Source organism: Neisseria bacilliformis (genome assembly GCF_014055025.1).
Lineage (GTDB): Bacteria > Pseudomonadota > Gammaproteobacteria > Burkholderiales > Neisseriaceae > Neisseria > Neisseria bacilliformis.
Genome location: NZ_CP059571.1, coordinates 2,412,815 through 2,430,149, shown reverse-complemented (window position 1 = coordinate 2,430,149; position 17,335 = coordinate 2,412,815). Strand labels below are relative to the sequence as shown.

Annotated in this window: 15 protein-coding genes and 1 pseudogene; 11 read left to right on the top strand and 5 right to left on the bottom strand. The window is 59.9% G+C overall.

Annotated features, from left to right (window positions below; translation table 11 throughout):
• Positions 1 to 17: 17 nt before the first annotated feature.
• The 3 genes and pseudogenes from H3L91_RS11820 to H3L91_RS11810 all read left to right on the top strand — a co-directional run bounded on the left by H3L91_RS11820 (position 18) and on the right by H3L91_RS11810 (position 3,542).
• Positions 18 to 1,214: an acetate kinase gene (locus H3L91_RS11820; RefSeq protein WP_007341217.1), complete on the top strand. Its 1,197-nt coding sequence runs from the start codon at positions 18 to 20 to the stop codon at positions 1,212 to 1,214.
• A gap of 114 nt (positions 1,215 to 1,328) precedes the next feature.
• Positions 1,329 to 2,150, top strand: coding sequence for a 2,3,4,5-tetrahydropyridine-2,6-dicarboxylate N-succinyltransferase (dapD, locus tag H3L91_RS11815; protein ID WP_007341216.1), 822 nt, complete (start codon positions 1,329 to 1,331; stop codon positions 2,148 to 2,150).
• Between the two features lie 385 nt (positions 2,151 to 2,535).
• Positions 2,536 to 3,542: pseudogene (locus tag H3L91_RS11810) on the top strand (IS5 family transposase).
• A gap of 170 nt (positions 3,543 to 3,712) precedes the next feature.
• Here the strand turns inward: H3L91_RS11810 and H3L91_RS11805 are convergent.
• Complete coding sequence (locus tag H3L91_RS11805) at positions 3,713 to 4,267, bottom strand: hypothetical protein (protein ID WP_007341215.1); 555 nt, start codon at positions 4,265 to 4,267, stop codon at positions 3,713 to 3,715.
• A 173-nt stretch (positions 4,268 to 4,440) separates the two neighbouring features.
• On the opposite strand from H3L91_RS11805, the gene dtd reads away from it, so the two are divergent.
• A complete protein-coding gene (gene dtd / locus H3L91_RS11800) occupies positions 4,441 to 4,902 on the top strand; it encodes a D-aminoacyl-tRNA deacylase (protein ID WP_007341214.1) in 462 nt (153 codons plus the stop codon).
• 38 nt (positions 4,903 to 4,940) lie between these two features.
• Positions 4,941 to 5,285: a hypothetical protein gene (locus H3L91_RS11795; RefSeq protein ID WP_007341213.1), complete on the top strand. Its 345-nt coding sequence runs from the start codon at positions 4,941 to 4,943 to the stop codon at positions 5,283 to 5,285.
• Positions 5,286 to 5,383: 98 nt separating this feature from the next.
• Here H3L91_RS11795 and thiL read toward each other — a convergent pair whose 3' ends face one another.
• Together thiL and H3L91_RS11785 are read right to left on the bottom strand one after the other, a co-directional pair.
• A complete protein-coding gene (thiL, locus tag H3L91_RS11790) occupies positions 5,384 to 6,343 on the bottom strand; it encodes a thiamine-phosphate kinase (protein ID WP_040658425.1) in 960 nt (319 codons plus the stop codon).
• 404 nt (positions 6,344 to 6,747) lie between these two features.
• The gene (locus H3L91_RS11785) at positions 6,748 to 7,494 is read right to left on the bottom strand and encodes an OmpA family protein (RefSeq protein WP_007341210.1); all 747 of its coding nucleotides are present in this window, start codon (positions 7,492 to 7,494) and stop codon (positions 6,748 to 6,750) included.
• 149 nt (positions 7,495 to 7,643) lie between these two features.
• Here H3L91_RS11785 and H3L91_RS11780 point away from each other — a divergent pair, with 149 nt between their 5' ends.
• Positions 7,644 to 7,886 (top strand): hypothetical protein, encoded by a 243-nt coding sequence (locus H3L91_RS11780; RefSeq protein WP_152902174.1) that lies wholly within the window; start codon positions 7,644 to 7,646, stop codon positions 7,884 to 7,886.
• Positions 7,855 to 8,805 carry a LysR substrate-binding domain-containing protein gene (locus H3L91_RS11775; protein ID WP_040659225.1) on the top strand — a complete coding sequence of 317 codons (951 nt, stop codon included), beginning with the start codon at positions 7,855 to 7,857 and terminating at the stop codon, positions 8,803 to 8,805. Before H3L91_RS11780 ends, H3L91_RS11775 begins: the two co-directional genes overlap by 32 nt.
• A gap of 58 nt (positions 8,806 to 8,863) precedes the next feature.
• Here the strand turns inward: H3L91_RS11775 and fnr are convergent, their stop codons facing one another.
• Positions 8,864 to 9,598, bottom strand: coding sequence for a fumarate/nitrate reduction transcriptional regulator Fnr (gene fnr / locus H3L91_RS11770; protein ID WP_007341208.1), 735 nt, complete (start codon positions 9,596 to 9,598; stop codon positions 8,864 to 8,866).
• Between the two features lie 143 nt (positions 9,599 to 9,741).
• On the opposite strand from fnr, the gene hemN reads away from it, so the two are divergent.
• From hemN to pgi, 3 genes are all read left to right on the top strand, one after another.
• Positions 9,742 to 11,151, top strand: a complete 1,410-nt coding sequence (hemN, locus tag H3L91_RS11765; protein WP_007341207.1) for an oxygen-independent coproporphyrinogen III oxidase — start codon at positions 9,742 to 9,744, stop codon at positions 11,149 to 11,151.
• 526 nt (positions 11,152 to 11,677) lie between these two features.
• The gene (gene asd, locus H3L91_RS11760; RefSeq protein WP_007341204.1) at positions 11,678 to 12,796 is read left to right on the top strand and encodes an aspartate-semialdehyde dehydrogenase; all 1,119 of its coding nucleotides are present in this window, start codon (positions 11,678 to 11,680) and stop codon (positions 12,794 to 12,796) included.
• A 150-nt stretch (positions 12,797 to 12,946) separates the two neighbouring features.
• Complete coding sequence (pgi, locus tag H3L91_RS11755; RefSeq protein ID WP_007341203.1) at positions 12,947 to 14,533, top strand: glucose-6-phosphate isomerase; 1,587 nt, start codon at positions 12,947 to 12,949, stop codon at positions 14,531 to 14,533.
• A 312-nt stretch (positions 14,534 to 14,845) separates the two neighbouring features.
• Here the strand turns inward: pgi and H3L91_RS11750 are convergent, their stop codons facing one another.
• Positions 14,846 to 16,210: a sodium-dependent transporter gene (locus H3L91_RS11750; protein ID WP_007341202.1), complete on the bottom strand. Its 1,365-nt coding sequence runs from the start codon at positions 16,208 to 16,210 to the stop codon at positions 14,846 to 14,848.
• A 191-nt stretch (positions 16,211 to 16,401) separates the two neighbouring features.
• On the opposite strand from H3L91_RS11750, the gene H3L91_RS11745 reads away from it, so the two are divergent.
• Positions 16,402 to 17,151: a hypothetical protein gene (locus tag H3L91_RS11745; RefSeq protein WP_007341201.1), complete on the top strand. Its 750-nt coding sequence runs from the start codon at positions 16,402 to 16,404 to the stop codon at positions 17,149 to 17,151.
• The last annotated feature ends 184 nt before the right edge of the window (positions 17,152 to 17,335 follow it).

Sequence of the window (17,335 nt, the reverse complement as noted above, 5' to 3'; positions counted from 1 at the left end):
AAACAAGGAAAACATTTATGTCCAAACAACTGATTTTAGTCCTGAACTGCGGCTCGTCCTCCCTCAAAGGCGCGGTAATCGACAACCAAAACGGCGACGTGCTGCTGAGCTGCCTCGGCGAAAAACTTACCACCCCCGACGCTTACATCACCTTCAAAAAAGACGGTCAGAAACACAAAGTCGAGCTGTCCGACCGCCACGACCACACCGGCGCGGTCGGCGCGTTGTTGGACGAACTGAAAAAATACGGCCTCGATGCCGACGTGAAAGCCATCGGCCACCGCGTCGTCCACGGCGGCGAAAAATACAGCGCGTCGGTGCTGATCGACGACGCCGTCATCGCCCAGCTCGAAGCCTGCATCCCGCTCGCCCCGCTGCACAACCCCGCCAACCTCACCGGCATCCGCGCCGCCCAAGCCATCTTCGTCGGCCTGCCCAACGTGGCCGTGTTCGACACCGCCTTCCACCAAACCATGCCCGAGCACGCCTACACCTACGCCGTGCCGCGCTCCCTGTATAAAAACTACGCCTTCCGCCGCTACGGCTTCCACGGTACCAGCTTCCGCTTCGTCGCCCCCGAAGCCGCCCGCATCATCGGCAAAGACGTGAAAAACTGCCGCCTCGTCATCGCCCACCTCGGCAACGGCGCGTCCATCACCGCCGTGAAAAACGGCCAATCGCAAGACACCAGCATGGGTTTCACCCCGCTCGAAGGCCTGGTAATGGGCACCCGCAGCGGCGACGTGGACGCGGGCATCTACCCCTTCCTCGCCAACAACGCCGGCATGAGCGTTGAAGAAGTGAACGACCTGCTGAACAAAAAATCCGGCCTTCTGGGCATTTCCGAACTCTCCAACGACTGCCGCGTCGTGGAAGAAGCCGCCGCCGAAGGCCACGAAGGCGCGAAACTGGCGATGGAAGTGATGGCCTACCGCCTCGCCAAATACGTCGCCGCCATGGCCGTGGCCGCCGGCGGCATCGACGCGCTGGTGTTCACCGGCGGCATCGGCGAAAACTCCGACATCGTCCGCGCCCAAACCGTCGCCCACCTCGGCTTTCTCGGTCTGAACATCGACGGCGAAGCCAACCTTGCCGTGCGTTTCGGCAAAGAAGGCATCATCAGCCCGCAGGGCGTAACCCCCGCCGTCGTCGTCGTGCCGACCAACGAAGAATTGATGATCGCCCACGACACCGCCGCCCTCTCCGGCCTGTAAACAGGCATAGGATAGAGGCCGTCTGAAAGCACAGCTTGGGCGCAGCCAAAACGTCAGGCAACCGCTTTTTCAGACGGCCTTTCCCTTACCCGTAATCCGAACGAAAGGAAAACCATGTCCCTGCAAAACATCATCGAAACCGCATTTGAAAACCGCGCCCAAATCGCCCCGCAAACCGTGTCCGCCGAAGTGAAACAGGCTGTGGAAGAAACCCTGCGCCAACTCGACTCCGGCACGCTGCGCGTGGCCGAGCGGCGTGGCGTGGGGCAGTGGCAGGTGAACGAGTGGGCGAAAAAAGCCGTGCTCCTCTCCTTCCGCATCGCCGACAACGAAGTGCTCAACGACGGCGTGAACCAGTATTTCGACAAAGTACCCACCAAATTCGCCGGCTGGTCGGAAGACGAATTCCGCGCCGCAGGCTTCCGCGCCGTGCCCGGAGCCGTGGCACGGCGCGGAAGCTTCGTCGGCAAAAACGTCGTCCTCATGCCCTCTTATGTCAACATCGGCGCGTATGTGGACGAAGGCGCGATGGTGGACACCTGGGCCACCGTCGGCTCCTGCGCCCAAATCGGCAAAAACGTGCATTTGAGCGGCGGCGTCGGCATCGGCGGCGTGCTCGAACCCTTGCAGTCCGCCCCCACCATCATCGAAGACAACTGCTTTATCGGCGCGCGCAGCGAAATCGTCGAAGGCGTGATCGTGGAAGAAGGCAGCGTCATCTCGATGGGCGTGTACATCGGCCAGTCCACCAAAATCTACGACCGCGAAACCGGCGAAATCCACTACGGCCGCGTACCCGCCGGCTCGGTCGTCGTCTCAGGCAGCCTGCCCGCCAAAGACGGCTCGCACAGCCTCTACTGCGCCGTCATCGTGAAAAAAGTGGACGCGCAGACCCACACCAAAACCAGCGTCAACGAACTGCTGCGCGGCGTGTAAACCCCAGCCCGCAACACGGCACAGAGGCCGTCTGAAAAACACAATCCGTTTTTCAGACGGCCTCTGCCGTTGCGTATAGTGAAACAAAATAAAAGATACCCAGCGTAGGCCGGGATTTAGCCGGCTGACTTACTATTCTCCCGATATTTTGCCGGGCCGAAGCCCGGCCTACACCAGATAATTTTTATCTGTATCCGCTATATCGTGCAGCAATACGAAAACATCCGTCCGCTGTTTGCACGACAGACAGGAGGTGTCACAGCCGCGCACGTGGTTTCCGATGCGGAACGCCTGCGAAAAAAATACCGCCGTTTTACCGGCGGAGACCTTTGCAAAATCCCCCCAAATCCCCTAAATTCCCATCAAGACATTTAGGGGATTTCTCATGAGCACCTTCTTCCGGCAAACCGCACAAGCCATGATTGCCAAACACATCGACCGCTTCCCACTATTGAAGTTGGATCAAGTGATTGATTGGCAGCCGATCGAACAGTACCTGAATCGTCAAAGAACCCGTTACCTTCGAGACCACCGCGGCCGTCCCGCCTATCCCCTGCTGTCCATGTTCAAAGCCATCCTGCTCGAACAATGGCACAGCCTCTCCGATCCCGAACTCGAACACAGCCTCGTTACCCGCATCGATTTCAACCTGTTTTGCCGTTTTGACGAACTGAGCATCCCCGATGACAGCACCTTATGCCGCTACCGCAACCGGCGGCGCAAGACGACACCCTGTCCGAATTGCTGGAACTGATTAACTGCCAACTGACCGAAAAAAACCTAAAAGTAGAGAAAGCATCCGCCGCCGTCATTGACGCCACCATTATTCAAACCGCCGGCAGCAAACAGCGTCAAGCCATAGAAGTCGATGACGAAGGACAAGTCAGCAGCCAAACCACACCGAGCAAAGATAAAGATGCTCGCTGGACAAAGAAAAACGGCCTCTACAAACTCGGTTACAAACAACATACCCGCACCGATGAGGAAGGCTATATCGAGAAACTGCACATTACCCCCGCCAATACCCATGAGTGCAACCATCTGTCGCCTTTGCTGGAAGGGATAGCCGAAGGCACGACCGTCTATGCCGATAAAGGCTACGACAGTGCGGAAAACCGGCAACATCTGGAAGAGCATCGGTTGCTGGACGGCATTATGCGCAAAGCCCACCGCAACCGTCCGCTGACGGAAGCGCAAACCAAACGTAACCGATATTTGTCGAAAACCCGTTATGTGGTCGAACAGAGCTTCGGTACGCTGCACCGTAAATTCCGCTACGCCCGGGCAGCCTATTTCGGGCTGATTAAAGTGAGTGCGCAAAGCCATCTGAAGGCGATGTGTTTAAACCTGTTGAAAGCGGCTAACAGGCTAAGTGTGCCTGTTTGCGCCTAAAAAGCGGCCCGGATGCCTGATTATCGGGCGTCCCGGGAGGATTAAGGGGGTATTTGGGTAAAATCAGGAGGTATTGGGGGCGAAAACAGACGAAAACCTGTGTTTGGGTTTCGGCTGTTGGGGGAAAAGAAATTTTGCAAAGGTCTCCGGCGGTATTTTGTGGAGGGAGCTTAGAAAATAAATATGTCGCAGCCGGTAATCTGGTCGCGCTGCGTTTTGTATTTCTCCTTCATCGCCTCGTTTTTCTGCTTCCACGCATTCCAATCGCCGCCGCTGCCCGGAGCCGGGCTGGGGTTGGCGTCTCTTTCCGCCTGGTATTCTTTTTTCAATGCGTCGCAACGCTGCTGGTCCTGCTCCATTTTCTGTTTGAGTTCGCCAAACTCGCCCTCGCTGATTTTATCGAACGCCCTGCGCTCGGCACGCAGGGTTTTGCCGTCTTCCGACAACACCAGTGGGATGCTGCCGAAGCCGGTATCGACGGCCAGCGTGCCGTCGTCCTTCTGCGACAGAACCATGCTTTTCTCATGGATTTCGCCCTTGCGGTCGGGCAGGACGTTTTCTTTGAGCAGATAGGTTTTGCTGTCTTCCTTCACAATGCGCATGACATCCGGCCGCGCCTTGTCGTTGTCCTGCTGCCGTTTCCAATAGCCTTCGTATTGCTCGTAACCGCCGCCGCAGGCCGCCAGCAGCAGCGCGGCGCAAACAGTGAGGGAGAATTTTTTCATATCCGGTTCCTTCGTTTGTTTGACAAAAAAGAGCGGCGATTATAACAAACATGACTTTGTGCTGCGCTACAATGGCGCATCTTGCTCAGGCCGTCTGAAAACGCCGCTCCGGCGTCGCCGAAACCGTTTTTCAGACGGCCTGCCGCCCAACCGTTATCGGGAAAGGAAAAACTATGCGTGCTGTGATTCAGAAAGTTACCTGCGCCCAAGTTGATGTTTTGTTGGAAGAAGGGCGCGAAACCGTCGGGCGGGTTTCAGACGGCCTCATGGTGCTGCTGGGCGTGGGTCTGGACGACGATGAAAACGACGCCCGCTATATCGCCGACAAAACCGCCGGACTGCGGATTTTCGAGGACGCGGCCGGAAAGCTGAATCTGTCGCTGCAAGACACGGGCGGCGCGGTGCTGCTGGTGTCGCAGTTCACGCTGTATGCCGACGCGCGCAGCGGGCGGCGGCCTTCGTTTTCCGCCGCCGCGCGGCCGGAGCAGGCGGAGCGGCTGTATCTGGCGGTGGCCGACATGCTGCGCGGGCACGGCATCAGGGTGGAAACGGGGTGTTTCCAGACGCATATGCAGGTGTCGCTGTGCAACGACGGGCCGGTTACGCTGTTGTTGGACTCGAAAAAGACGTTTTGAGGTTTGCTATACAAACTTTTGATTTAAAAGGAAGAAAGATGAACAAACTGTTTTTGACGCTGCTGGCCGCCGCCCTTCCCGCTGCGGCGGAAGTGGAGCTGTACGGCAATATCCGTTCGGGCGTGGAGGCCGTGCACAGCAGCCGCCCGAGTGGTTCGGAAACCACAGCGGCGGTGCGCGATTTCGGCTCGTATGTCGGCATCAAGGGGCGGATTCCGCTCGGCAGTCAGGCGGCGGGCATATCGGCCGGCCGGCCGCAGCACGGCTTCGGCGGCGGCTCCGCCCGTCCGCCATACCGTGCGGATGCACGGCGTGAGCAGGACGGAACGGAAGAGGGGCAAAACAGCATGCCGGAGCGGGCAGGGCGGTTTGAATTTCGTTGAAACTCTGTTTTCAGACGGCCTCCGGCTGGCAAACAGAGCGTGTGGCCATTGGGGCGGCATCCGCTAAGGAATGCCGCCCCGATTCGGATTTGCGCCGTTCAGGCGAAATGGTCAAATCCGCTTACCGCAAGCGGCACGGGGCATCCGCCGCCGTCAAGCACGGTCAGGCCGCGCCCTTTGCGGATTCTGCCGATGCGGCTGACCGGCGTGCCGGCATCCGCCGCCGCCCGTTCGACTGCGCCGCGCCGTTCGGGTGCGGCGGTAAACAGCAGCTCGTAATCGTCGCCGCCCGCCAAAACGCACTGTCGCCACATTGGCTGCGTCAGATGTTCCGCCAGGCCGGGCAAGACGGGCAGGCATTCCAGCCGGATTTCTGCGGCCAGCGACGATGCCTGCAAAATATGCCCCAAATCCTGCGCGAGGCCGTCTGAAACGTCCTGCGCGGCATGGGCGGTGTCCAACAAAGCCTGCCCGAGCCGCACGCGCGGTATCGGGTGCAGCAGGGCTTGGCGGCAGTCGTCCGCCAGCGCGGGGGGGAGGGCGGCGTTCCCCAAAATATGCTGCAAACCCGCCGCCGCCGAGCCGACCCGCCCCGACAGCCAAATATCGTCTCCCGCCCGCGCGCCGCTGCGGCGCAAGCCTTTGCCCTTGGGTACGTCGCCGATGATGGTAATGTTGAACGCCAAACCGCCTTTGGTGGTGTCGCCGCCGATAAGCGATACGCCGTATTCGCGGCAGACGGCAAAAAAACGGCGGCAGAACGCATCCAGCCATTTGCCGTCCAGCTCGGGCAGCGCGGCACTGAGCAGCACCCATCTCGGCACGGCACCCATCGCCGCCATGTCGGACAGATTGACCGCCAGAATTTTATGCGCCACATCCTGCGGTGCATCATTCGCAAAAAAATGTCTTTCTGCCAATAACATATCGCTGCTGATGCACAAATCCCTGTCTGTATCGGGGCGGACAATGGCGGCATCGTCGCCGATGCCCAGCAAAACGGAACGATCCCGTTCGGCTGCGGCCAGATAGGTTCGGATAAAATCAAATTCGTTCATTGTTTTTCCTTTTGTCGGGCAGGGCTGCCTGCGGGATATGTCGAAGCGGCGCAGCAAAGCGCAAAGCAGCAAGCCGTAGGGTCTGTTGGCAATCAGCCTTGCGGCGTGTTTTTGGCGGAAAACACCCGCCTGCCGCGTCAAAAATGCCCGCAGGTGTTCAACCTTGCTGCGCTTTTTTCCTTGTATTCGGGTATTTTTTACTCAAAAAAACCGTCTCGCAAGCTGAATGTCAGCAGACCCTGGTAAAGACATAGATTTTCGTATTTTTCGGGACGGCAACCAAACCGAAACGGAGTGCGGCAACACCGGTTTCCGGCAGCAGCATGTTTTACGGTTTTTCCGGCAATCGGCCGTCTGAAAACCATAAAAAAACCCCGCATTCGCGGGGTTTTTCCAAAACGTGCTTACCACATAGTGTAGCCGTGGATGCTGGAACGTTCGCCGGGGAACCAGTGGTTGTCTTCGGCAGGACGCTCGCCCACGCCTTGCGCACCCTCGGAAACCTGACGCTGAACGATGCTGCGGATTTTCACATCTACGCGGCGGTCGGGTTCGATACATGCGATCAACTGTGCACGGCGTTTGGCTTTGGACAGTTTTTTGCCTTTGAGCTGGTCTTCGCAGGTTGCGGTCATCTGAGCTTGGGATTCGCCCAAACCGACTGCGGAAATCTTGCCTGCGGGTACGCCTTGGTTTACAAGGTAGTTTGCCACTACGTTGGCGCGGCGTTCGGACAGAGCCTGGTTGTACTGCTCGGAGCCCATGAAGTCGGTGTGGCCTTCTACGCGGACAGCCTGTACGTTTTCGTTGGACAGGCGGCCTGCCAAGTCGTTCAGGGTGTCGATGGCCTGCGGACGCAGGTTGTCTTTGTCGAAGCCGAACAGGGTGTTGGCGGACAGCGATACGGTTTCGTCTGCAAATTCGGGAGCGGCAGGAGCTTGGGCTTCTGCGTCGCCGCACTCGATACGACCCTGTGTCGCTTTGTCGAAGTACGTGGTACGCCAGCACTCTTCATAGTTGTTGCGGACGATTTCCTGAGATTCGCGGCTGACTACATAGCCGTGTTTGGTATGCGGCTCACTGGCTGCCAATGCGTTGGCAGAAGCAAGGGCGGCAACGATTAATGCACCTAATTTAAGCTGTTTGGTCATTATTATTCCCTCATCAAAAGATTGTTACTGCAACGGGCCGGGAAGGCCGCTGCAAAGCACAATATACAGGCCGCAAAGTTACGGCAACCAGAATATCTGGGGACACACTATAAAAATCCGGATGCAAACTGTCAATATCCTGCGACAGTTTGCCCGGCAACAGCCTGTTTCCTAGTGCCGCATTATGCCGAAAAAATCAATTTTCTGTCATTCGTTTATCTGAAAAAGCAGGCGTGCGCCGCTTTGAAGTTGCGCAAAAACAACAAGAACGGCGGCGCGACGGGCTGCGGCGGCAGTTTCCAACGGGATTTGTTTTTATGTTACATTGCGCCGCTGTTTTGCAAACGACCGGCTATTGTTATGAAGTTACAGCAGTTGCGCTACGCGCTTGAAGTCTTCCGCCACAATCTGAACGTTTCCGAAGCCGCCGAGTCGCTGTTTACCTCGCAGCCGGGGGTGTCGAAGCAGATCCGCCTGCTGGAAGAGGAACTGGGCATCCAGATTTTCATCCGCAGCGGCAAGCGGATTGTATCGGTGTCGCAGCCGGGCAAGGCGGTGTTGCAGATGGCGGAGCGGATTCTGCATGATATTCAGAACATTAAAAATATCGGCAACGAGTTCGCCAAACAGGACGACGGCGTTCTGACCATCGCGGCCACGCATACGGCGGCGCGCTACATTCTGCCGCCGGTGGTGGCTTCGTTTGCCGCTGTTTATCCGAAAGTGCGCCTGAACATCAGGCAGGGCACGCCGGAGGCGGTGCGGCAGACGGTTTCAGACGGCCTGGCCGATTTGGCGGTAACGTCGGAGCTGTCGGAAATGCCCGCCGAGCTGCGCGGCATTCCCTGCGCCCGCTACCATTACGCGCTGATTGTGCCGGACAGCCATCCGCTGCTCGACCATCGCGGCGCACTTACCATTGCGCTGATTGCGGGCTATCCTCTGGTTACTTACGAATTTGCGTTCGACAAGCATTCGGGCGTCGCCCGCGCGTTTGCCAAGGCGGGGGTGGCCAAGCCGGATGTCGCTTTGTCGGTGGCGGACAGCGATGTGCTGAAAACCTATGTCCGGCTGGGTTTGGGCGTCGGCATCATCGCCAAGGCCGCTTACGACCCGCAGGCCGACCGGGGCTTGACGCTGGTGGACGTGTCGCAGCTGATCGAGCCGTGCGACAGCGGCATCATTATGCGCGGCGACAGCTATCTGCGCGGGTATATTTACGAGTTTGTCGAGCTGCTCAATCCGAATCTCACCAAAGCGCGGCTGGACCAGCTGCTTTACTCGCCGATGGTCGAAGACTTTTCCATCTGACGCGGGCAGACAAAAAACACGGTGCGGAGAATTTTGTCCGCACCGTGTTTTTTGTTTTTCAGACGGCATGCATGCCGCCGGACACCATTTTGTTCAGTATTTCGGGTTTGAGCAGGCGGATGTGCTTGTGTTCCACCGCAATCAGCTCTTCCTGATGGAAGCGCGAAAGGGTGCGGCTTACCGTTTCCAGTTTCAGCCCCAGATAGCTGCCGATTTCCTCGCGCGACATGCGCAGGATGAAATCGTTGGCGGCGAAGCCGCGATAGTGCAGCCGCTGCGACAGGTTCAGCAGGAAGGCGGCAATCCGCTCTTCCGCACGCATATTGCCCAGCAGCAGCATCACGCCCTGGTCGCGCACGATTTCCCGGCTCATCAGTCTGAAAAGATGGCTTTGGATGCTGGGGATGGTTTTGCCCAATTCCTCGATGTGGCCGAAGGGCAGCTCGCACACTTCGCTGTCTTCCAGGGCGACCGCGTCGCAGCTGTGGGTGCGCATACAGATGCCGTCCATCCCGATCAGCTCGCCCGACATAAAAAAGCCGGTTACCTGGTCGCGCCCGTCCTGCGTGGCGATGGTGGTTTTGAAGAAGCCGGTGCGGATGGCAAACAGCGAATGGAAGGTTTCGCCCACGCGGAACAGAAACTCGCCTTTTTTCAGGCGGTGGCTCTGCTTGATCACCGTGTCCAGCTGCTCGAACTCATTGGGGTGCAAGCCGACCGGCAGGCACAGCTCCCGCAGCGAGCAGGACGAACACAGCGTCTTTATCGGTTGGTGCAAAGTGTGTGCGGGCATAAATACCGTCCTTTATCTTTCTGATTTTGAAGGCCTTGGCCGGCTGTTTGCCGTGCACGCTTGACTCACGTCAAGGCGGGGGCGGCAAATTCGTGCGATTCTAGCAAACAAAGATAAATTTGACTAATATCAAACGCCACCGCATGAAAACCATACATATCGCCAAGGCCGACGCCGCCCCCGAATTCGACCGCGAACTCATCGCCGCCCTCCCGTCCAGCGGCCCGCGCTACACCTCCTACCCCACGGCCGACCGCTTTCACAGCGGCTTCGGCGAAGCCGAATATATCGCCACCCTCGCCCAGCGCGGCGCGGGCGCGTTGAACAAACCCCTTTCCCTCTACATCCACATCCCCTTCTGCGACACCATCTGCTACTACTGCGGCTGCAACAAAATCATCACCAAAGACAAAACCCGCGCCGACGAATACCTCGACTACCTCGAACGCGAAGCCGAACTGCTCGCCCCCCACCTGAACGGCAAAAACCCGCTCGCCCAGCTCCACTTCGGCGGCGGCACCCCCACCTTTCTTTCAGATGGCCAACTCGACCGCGTGTTCGCCATGATACGCCGCCATTTCACCCTCCTGGGCGAAGGCGAATACTCCATCGAAATCGACCCCCGCAAAGTCAGCCGCGACACCGTGCACCACCTCGGCCGCCTCGGCTTCAACCGCATGAGCGTCGGCATACAGGATTTTGATCCCAAAGTGCAGGCCGCCGTCAACCGCATCCAAAGCGTGGAAGAAACCCGCAACGTCATCGAAGCCGCCCGCGAAGCCGGCTTCAAATCCGTCAGCGTCGACCTGATTTACGGCCTGCCGCACCAAACGCTCGACAGCATCAAGCCCACCATCGACACCGTTCTCTCGCTCGACCCCGACCGCCTCGCCCTCTACCACTACGCCCACCTACCGCACATCTTCAAACCCCAGCGGCGCATCGACACAGCCGCCGTCCCGTCCAGCGAAGAAAAACTCGACATCCTGCAATACGCCGTGCGCCGCCTCAGCGAAGCCGGCTACGTCTTCATCGGCATGGACCATTTCGCCAAACCGAACGACGAACTCGCCATCGCCCTGCGCGAAGGCCTGCTGCAACGCAACTTCCAAGGCTACTCCACCTATGCCGACTGCGACCTCGTCGCCCTGGGCGTGTCCGCCATCGGCAAAATCGGCGGCACCTACGAACAAAACGAGCGCAACATCACCGACTACTACGCCGCCCTCGACGCCGGCCGCCTGCCCGTCATGCGCGGCTACCGCCTCAACCGCGACGACATCCTGCGGCGCAACATCATCCAAGACCTCATGTGCCGCTTCGCCCTCGACTACCGCGACTACGAAGCCGCCTTCGGCATCCCGTTCGCCCGCTACTTCGCCGCCGAGCTGGCCGACTTGCGGCAGATGGAACAACTCGGCCTCGTCGCCCTCACCCCCCGCAGCCTCGCCGTAACCCCCAAAGGCCGCTTCCTCATCCGCAACATCGCCATGGTGTTCGACTACCACCTGCGCCACCGCGAAACCAAAGCGCAATACTCGCAAACCGTGTAAACAGACAAAACGGATATGCAGAGGCCGTCTGAAAAACCGAAAACATCTTTTCAGACGGCCTCTGCCTCTTAGGTAGGGTGTGTGGCGCAAGCCACGCACGCGGTTTGGATTTTTGGGTGAAACGCGCAGATTTGTTGGACAGCAGAGAACGCGTGCGTCGCCTCGGGGCGGCACACCCTACCTTAGGTTCTGCATGGGTCGGATGGAACAGGCCGTCTGAAAAACTGTTTTTTTCAGACGGCCTCCGCCGCTAAGGTAGGTGTGTGGCGCAGCCGCGCACGCGGTTACGGTTTGAGCGCAAGACACGGATACTTTATGCGGCAGAGGCCGTCTGAAAGCGCAGCTTCGATGCAGCCAAAACCCACGCAATACGGTTTTCAGACGGCCTCAAATCCCATACAGGCCGTCTGAAAACACTACTTCGATGCAGCCAAAACCCCGCCGCGCATAAAAAACTTTACTTTTCCCCCGCGCAGGTTTAAAACGCGCGTTTCTTTTTTTAACAGACAAACACACGGAGACACACATGAAAGTAGGATTTGTCGGCTGGCGCGGCATGGTCGGCTCGGTGCTGATGCAGCGTATGCGCGAAGAAAATGACTTCGCCCGCATCCCCGAAGCGTATTTCTTCACCACATCCAACGTCGGCGGCGCAGCCCCCGATTTCGGTCAGGCAGCCAAAACGCTGCTTGACGCAAACGACATCGCCGAACTGGCGAAAATGGACATCGTCGTAACCTGCCAGGGCGGCGACTACACCAAATCCGTGTTCCAACCCCTGCGCGATTCCGGCTGGAGTGGCTACTGGATCGACGCGGCCTCCGCGCTGCGCATGAAAGACGACGCGATCATCGTGCTCGACCCCGTCAACCGCAACGTGATCGACAACGGCCTCAAAAACGGCGTGAAAAACTACATCGGCGGTAACTGCACCGTTTCGCTAATGCTGATGGCGCTGGGCGGCCTGTTCCAAAACGACTTGGTCGAATGGGCGACCAGCATGACTTACCAGGCCGCATCCGGTGCGGGCGCGAAAAACATGCGCGAACTCATCAGCGGCATGGGCGCGATCCACAGCCAAGTGGCCGAAGAGCTAGCCGACCCCGCCAGCGCGATTCTCGACATCGACCGCAAAGTTTCCGATTTTCTGCGCAGCGAAGACTATCCCAAAGCCAACTTCGGCGTGCCGCTCGCCGGCAGCCTGATTCCGTGGATTGACGCGGATTTGGGCAACGGCCAGTCGAAAGAAGAATGGAAAGGCGGCGCGGAAACCAACAAAATCCTCGGCCGCAGCGACAACCCCACCGTGATCGACGGCCTGTGCGTGCGCGTCGGCGCAATGCGCTGCCACAGTCAGGCCATCACCCTGAAACTGAAAAAAGACTTGCCCGTCGCCGAAATCGAAACCATCTTGGCCGGCGTAAACGACTGGGTGAAAGTCGTGCCCAACGAAAAAGAAGCCAGCATTCACGAGCTGACGCCCGCCAAAGTAACCGGCACGCTCACCGTGCCCGTCGGCCGCATCCGCAAACTCGGCATGGGCGGCGAATACATCAGCGCGTTCACCGTCGGCGACCAGCTCCTCTGGGGCGCGGCCGAACCCGTCCGCCGCGTATTGCGCATCGTGCTGGGCAACCTTGATTAAACCCCGACGCAAACGCAAACAGGCCGTCTGAAAACCCGTTGGCGGTTTTCAGACGGCCTTTACAGCCTCCGGCCTGTCAACACACCCTAAGCACAGCTTCCCGCCGCCCCGCATCCCTATATAATCCCGCCCTTTTGCCCGAAACACCTTATGCCCGACATCACCCAAACCGCCGCCTGGCAGGCACTCGCACGACACCGCCGCGATACGGCGGGCATCAGCATCCGCGACCGCTTCGCCGCCGAGCCCGACCGCTTCGCGCGCATGCACGGGCAGATACACGGCCTCCTGGCCGATTACAGTAAAAACCGCATCGGCGAAGACACCCTCTCCCTGCTGGTTTCCCTGGCCGAAACCGCCCGCCTGCCGCAAAAAATGCAGGCCGTGCGGCGCGGCGAACCCGTCAATGCCAGCGAAGGCCGCCCCGCCCTGCACGCCGCCCTGCGCCTGCCGCCCGACGCCCCGCCGGTCTGCGCGTCCGGCGAAAACGTCCTGCCCGAAATACGGCGCGAACGCGAACGCGCCCTCGATTTCGCCGACCGCCTCATCAGCGGCGCATACGCCAATGCAGACGGCCTGCCGTTTACCGATCTGGTCAACATCGGCATCGGCGGCTCCGACCTCGGCGCGCGCATGGCCGCCGCCGCCCTCGCCCCCTACCACACCCGCCTGCGCGTGCATTTCGCCGCCAACGCCGACGGCGCGGAACTCTCCGCCGCCCTCGCCGGCCTCGACCCCCGCCGCACCCTGTTTGCCCTCGCCAGCAAAAGTTTCACCACCCCCGAAACCCTGCTCAACGCCCACGCCGCCCGCGACTGGCTGCGCCAAGGCGGCGTGGGCGAAAACGAGCTGCCGCGCCACTTCGCCGCCGTGTCCGCCCACGCCGAAGCCGCCGCCGCCTTCGGCATCGCCGCCGAAAACCGCTTCGCCATGCCCGAAGGCGTGGGCGGGCGTTACTCCGTCTGGTCGCCCGTCGGCCTGCCCCTGATGGCCGCCGTCGGCTCCGAACACTTCCGCGCCTTCCTCGCCGGCGGGCACGCGATGGACGAACACTTCTTCACCGCCCCGCTGCGCCGCAACCTCCCCGCCATCCTCGGCCTCATCGGCATCTGGTACAACAACTTCCACGGCGCGCAAACCCATGCCGTCGTCCCCTACACCCACCTGCTGCGCCACCTGCCCGCGCACCTGCAACAGCTCGACATGGAAAGCAACGGCAAAAGCGTAACCCAATCCGGCGAACCCGTTGCCTGCGACACCGGCAGCATCTTCTGGGGCGGCGAAGGCGTCAACAGCCAGCACGCCTTCTTCCAACTCCTGCACCAGGGCACGCGGCTGGTGCCGGTGGACTTCATCGTTCCCGTCAACACCCCCGAAGCCGCGCAAAACCGCCGCTTCACCGCCGCCAACGCCTTCGCCCAGGCCGAAGCCCTGATGCTCGGCAAAACCGACCCCGCCCCCCACCGCCGTTTCGAGGGCAACCGCCCCAGCAACACCCTGCTCATCGACCGCCTCGACCCCTTCACCCTCGGCCTGCTCATCGCCCTGTACGAACACCGCACCTTCGTCCAGGCCGCCGTGTGGGACACCAACCCCTTCGACCAATGGGGCGTGCAATACGGCAAAACCCTGGCGCAAACCATCCTCTCCGAACTCGACGGCGGCGAAAACCGCCCCCACGACCACTCCACCGCCGCCCTGATTGCCCGCTTCCGCCAGCAGGACAAGTCCGCCTAGCGCAGCGCACATACCATGCGCGGCAGCGGTTTTGCTTGAAGAAACAAAAAGCAAGAGGCCGTCTGAAAATCGTGTTTCACGTTTTCAGACGGCCTCCGACATTAAGGTAGGGTGTGTCGCCCCAAGGCGACGCACGCGTTTCCTGCTCCCCGACAAATCCGTGTCTTTCCCCCAAAGTCCGAAACCGCGTGCGTGGCTGCGCCGCACACCCTACGCAGGATTCGCTATCGGCGCGGACAAAACAGACCGTCTGAAAGTGGAGCTTCGGCGCAGCCAAAACTGGTTTTCAGACGGCCTCTATGCTTGTTTGTGTTATTTCGCTTGGGTAATCCAAGCCGTGAAATCGATGCCCAGCGCGTTGAGAAAGACCAGCACGATGGCCACCGGCGCGATGAAGCGCAGGGTGTTGAGCCACAGGATCAGCACGGTTTGCGGCACGGTGCTGCCCTCGCGCATGTGTTCCAGCACTGTGGCGCGGTTTTGCAGCCAGCCGACGAATACCGACACGCTCAGTGCGCTGAGCGGCATAATCAGCGCGGTAATCATGAAATCCCACAAATCAAACAGCGTTTTGCCGAAAAATTTCACTTCCGCCATCACGCCGAACGACAGCGCGGACGGAATGCCGACCAGGAAAATCGCCGTGCCGATAATCCAGGTGCGGCTCTCGCGTTTGCCCTCGTCTTCGCGGATCACCGCCGCAATCACCGTTTCCAGCATCGAAAACGCCGAGGTGAGGGTGGCGAACACCACCAGCAGCATAAACACTGCAAACAGCAGCGTGCCCAGCGGCATTTTCATAAACACCGCCGGCAGCACCACGAAAATCAGCCCCGGCCCCTGGCTGGGCTCGAAGCCGAAGGCGAACACGGCGGGGAAAATCACCAGCCCGGCCAAGAGCGACACAAACAGGTTCATCCACATAATGCTGTTGCCCGAGCGGAACAAATCCTGTTTTTTGTCGAGATAGGCCGCATAGGTAATCATCGTCGACACGCCGATGCTCAGCGCGAAAAACGCCTGCCCCAGCGCGGTGAGCATGGTTTCCTGCCGGATGTACGACCAGTCCGGTTTCAGCAGGAAGGACACCCCCGCCATCGCGCCCGGCAGCGTCAGCGAGCGCACCGCCAGCAGCACAAACAGCACAAACAGCGCGGGCATCATATAGCGGTTGGCCTTTTCGATGCCGTTGGAAATCCCGCTTTTCACCACCCACACCGTCATCAGCATAAACAGCCCCTGATAGGCGATCGAACCGGCGGGGCTGGCAATCGTCGCGCCGAACAGTGCCTCAAAATCCGCGCCCGTGTGGATTTGGCCGGTAAAGGCGTGCACCACGTAATTGAGCACCCAGCCGCCCACCACGCTGTAAAACGACAGCAGCACAAAGCAGGCGAACACCCCCAGCCGCCCCACCCACGGCCACACCTTGCTCGGCGAGAGGGCTTTGAACGAATCGATCGCGTTTTTGCCGCTCTTGCAGCCGATGTAAAACTCGGCCAGCTGCACCGGCAGGGCAACCAGCACGGTAAATATCAGAAACAGCAGGAAAAACACCGCCCCGCCGTTCGTGCCCGCCGTGTAGGGGAATTTCCAAATCGCGCCCAGCCCGATGGCCGAACCGGCGGCGGACAAAATAAAGCCGATCTTCGACGACCAGCTGGAAGGGGTTTTCATAAAATTTGCCAACTTCGGTTAAAAACAAGCGCGCGATTTTAACAAAAAGGCCGTCTGAAAAAACCGCGCCGCCGCCCGCAGCGGCGATTATGCAGCTTTCGTGTGCGCTTTAGTCGGGAAGCGGCAGCATCAGGCCGAACACTGGAATAAAAAGACGGATAGTTTTACTGAAAACAGAAAAACGGCATTTTATGCCGGTAAAAATGCAAGTGGGAAAAGGAAACCTTGTTTTCAGACGGCCTTTCAACGGCGCAAACCGCGTGCGCGGCTTGTGCCACACACCCTACGGCGGGGCAGCACAGTCGGGTGCAAACAGGCCGTCTGAAAAAGAAGACGGCTTGAAAACACCGGCCGCCGCGTATAATCGCCGCATTTTCAGGAATACCGTCCCCGTGAAGGCGGGCGGACTGCCGAAAGGAAACGCCATGCACTGCCCCCGCGCGCCGCGCCCGAACCTGCCGCTCTGGTGGCGGCTGCTGCAACTTGTCCTGTTCGTCCCGCTGGCCATGGCGTTCACCCTCGGCCTGTCCGCGCTGTCTGCCGAACACTACGCGGCGGGCAGCGCGGCCGATGCGCGCTTTCTCATCGTTACGCAAAACGGCGGAGGCGGCTGCCGCAGCGAGCCGCTGAAAAATGCCCGCGCCGCGCCCTGCACCCTGCCGCCGCCCGCGCCCTCTGCCGCACCCGCCTGCCGCGACTGGCCGGAGCGCGAAATGCGCCTGTGCGCCCTCGGCGGCGGCGTGTACGAGATGCGCGACAGCGGCGGCGGCTGGACGATGACCACCCGCTACCGCCTCGAAAACGGCCGCGCCGTGCCGCTGTATTTCAAAATGTTCACCGTTGCCCACGCCGCCGCCGCGTTCTTCATCACCTTCGTCCTCTACGCCGCCGCCGACTTCCTGCTGCGCCGCCGCTTGGGCAGAACGGCACGGCAGGCGTAAATGCGGCGGGCAGTTTGAGGCCGTCTGAAAATCGCATGGTGTTTTCAGACGACCTGTTGCCGTTCAGGCAGGGTGTTCCGCCCGGGCGACGCACGCGGTTTATGGGCGGCGGCGGGCGGCGGTGTGGGAAAACAGAAGATAAGAGGCCGTCTGAAAATTTGTTTTCAGACGGCCTTTGCCTGCG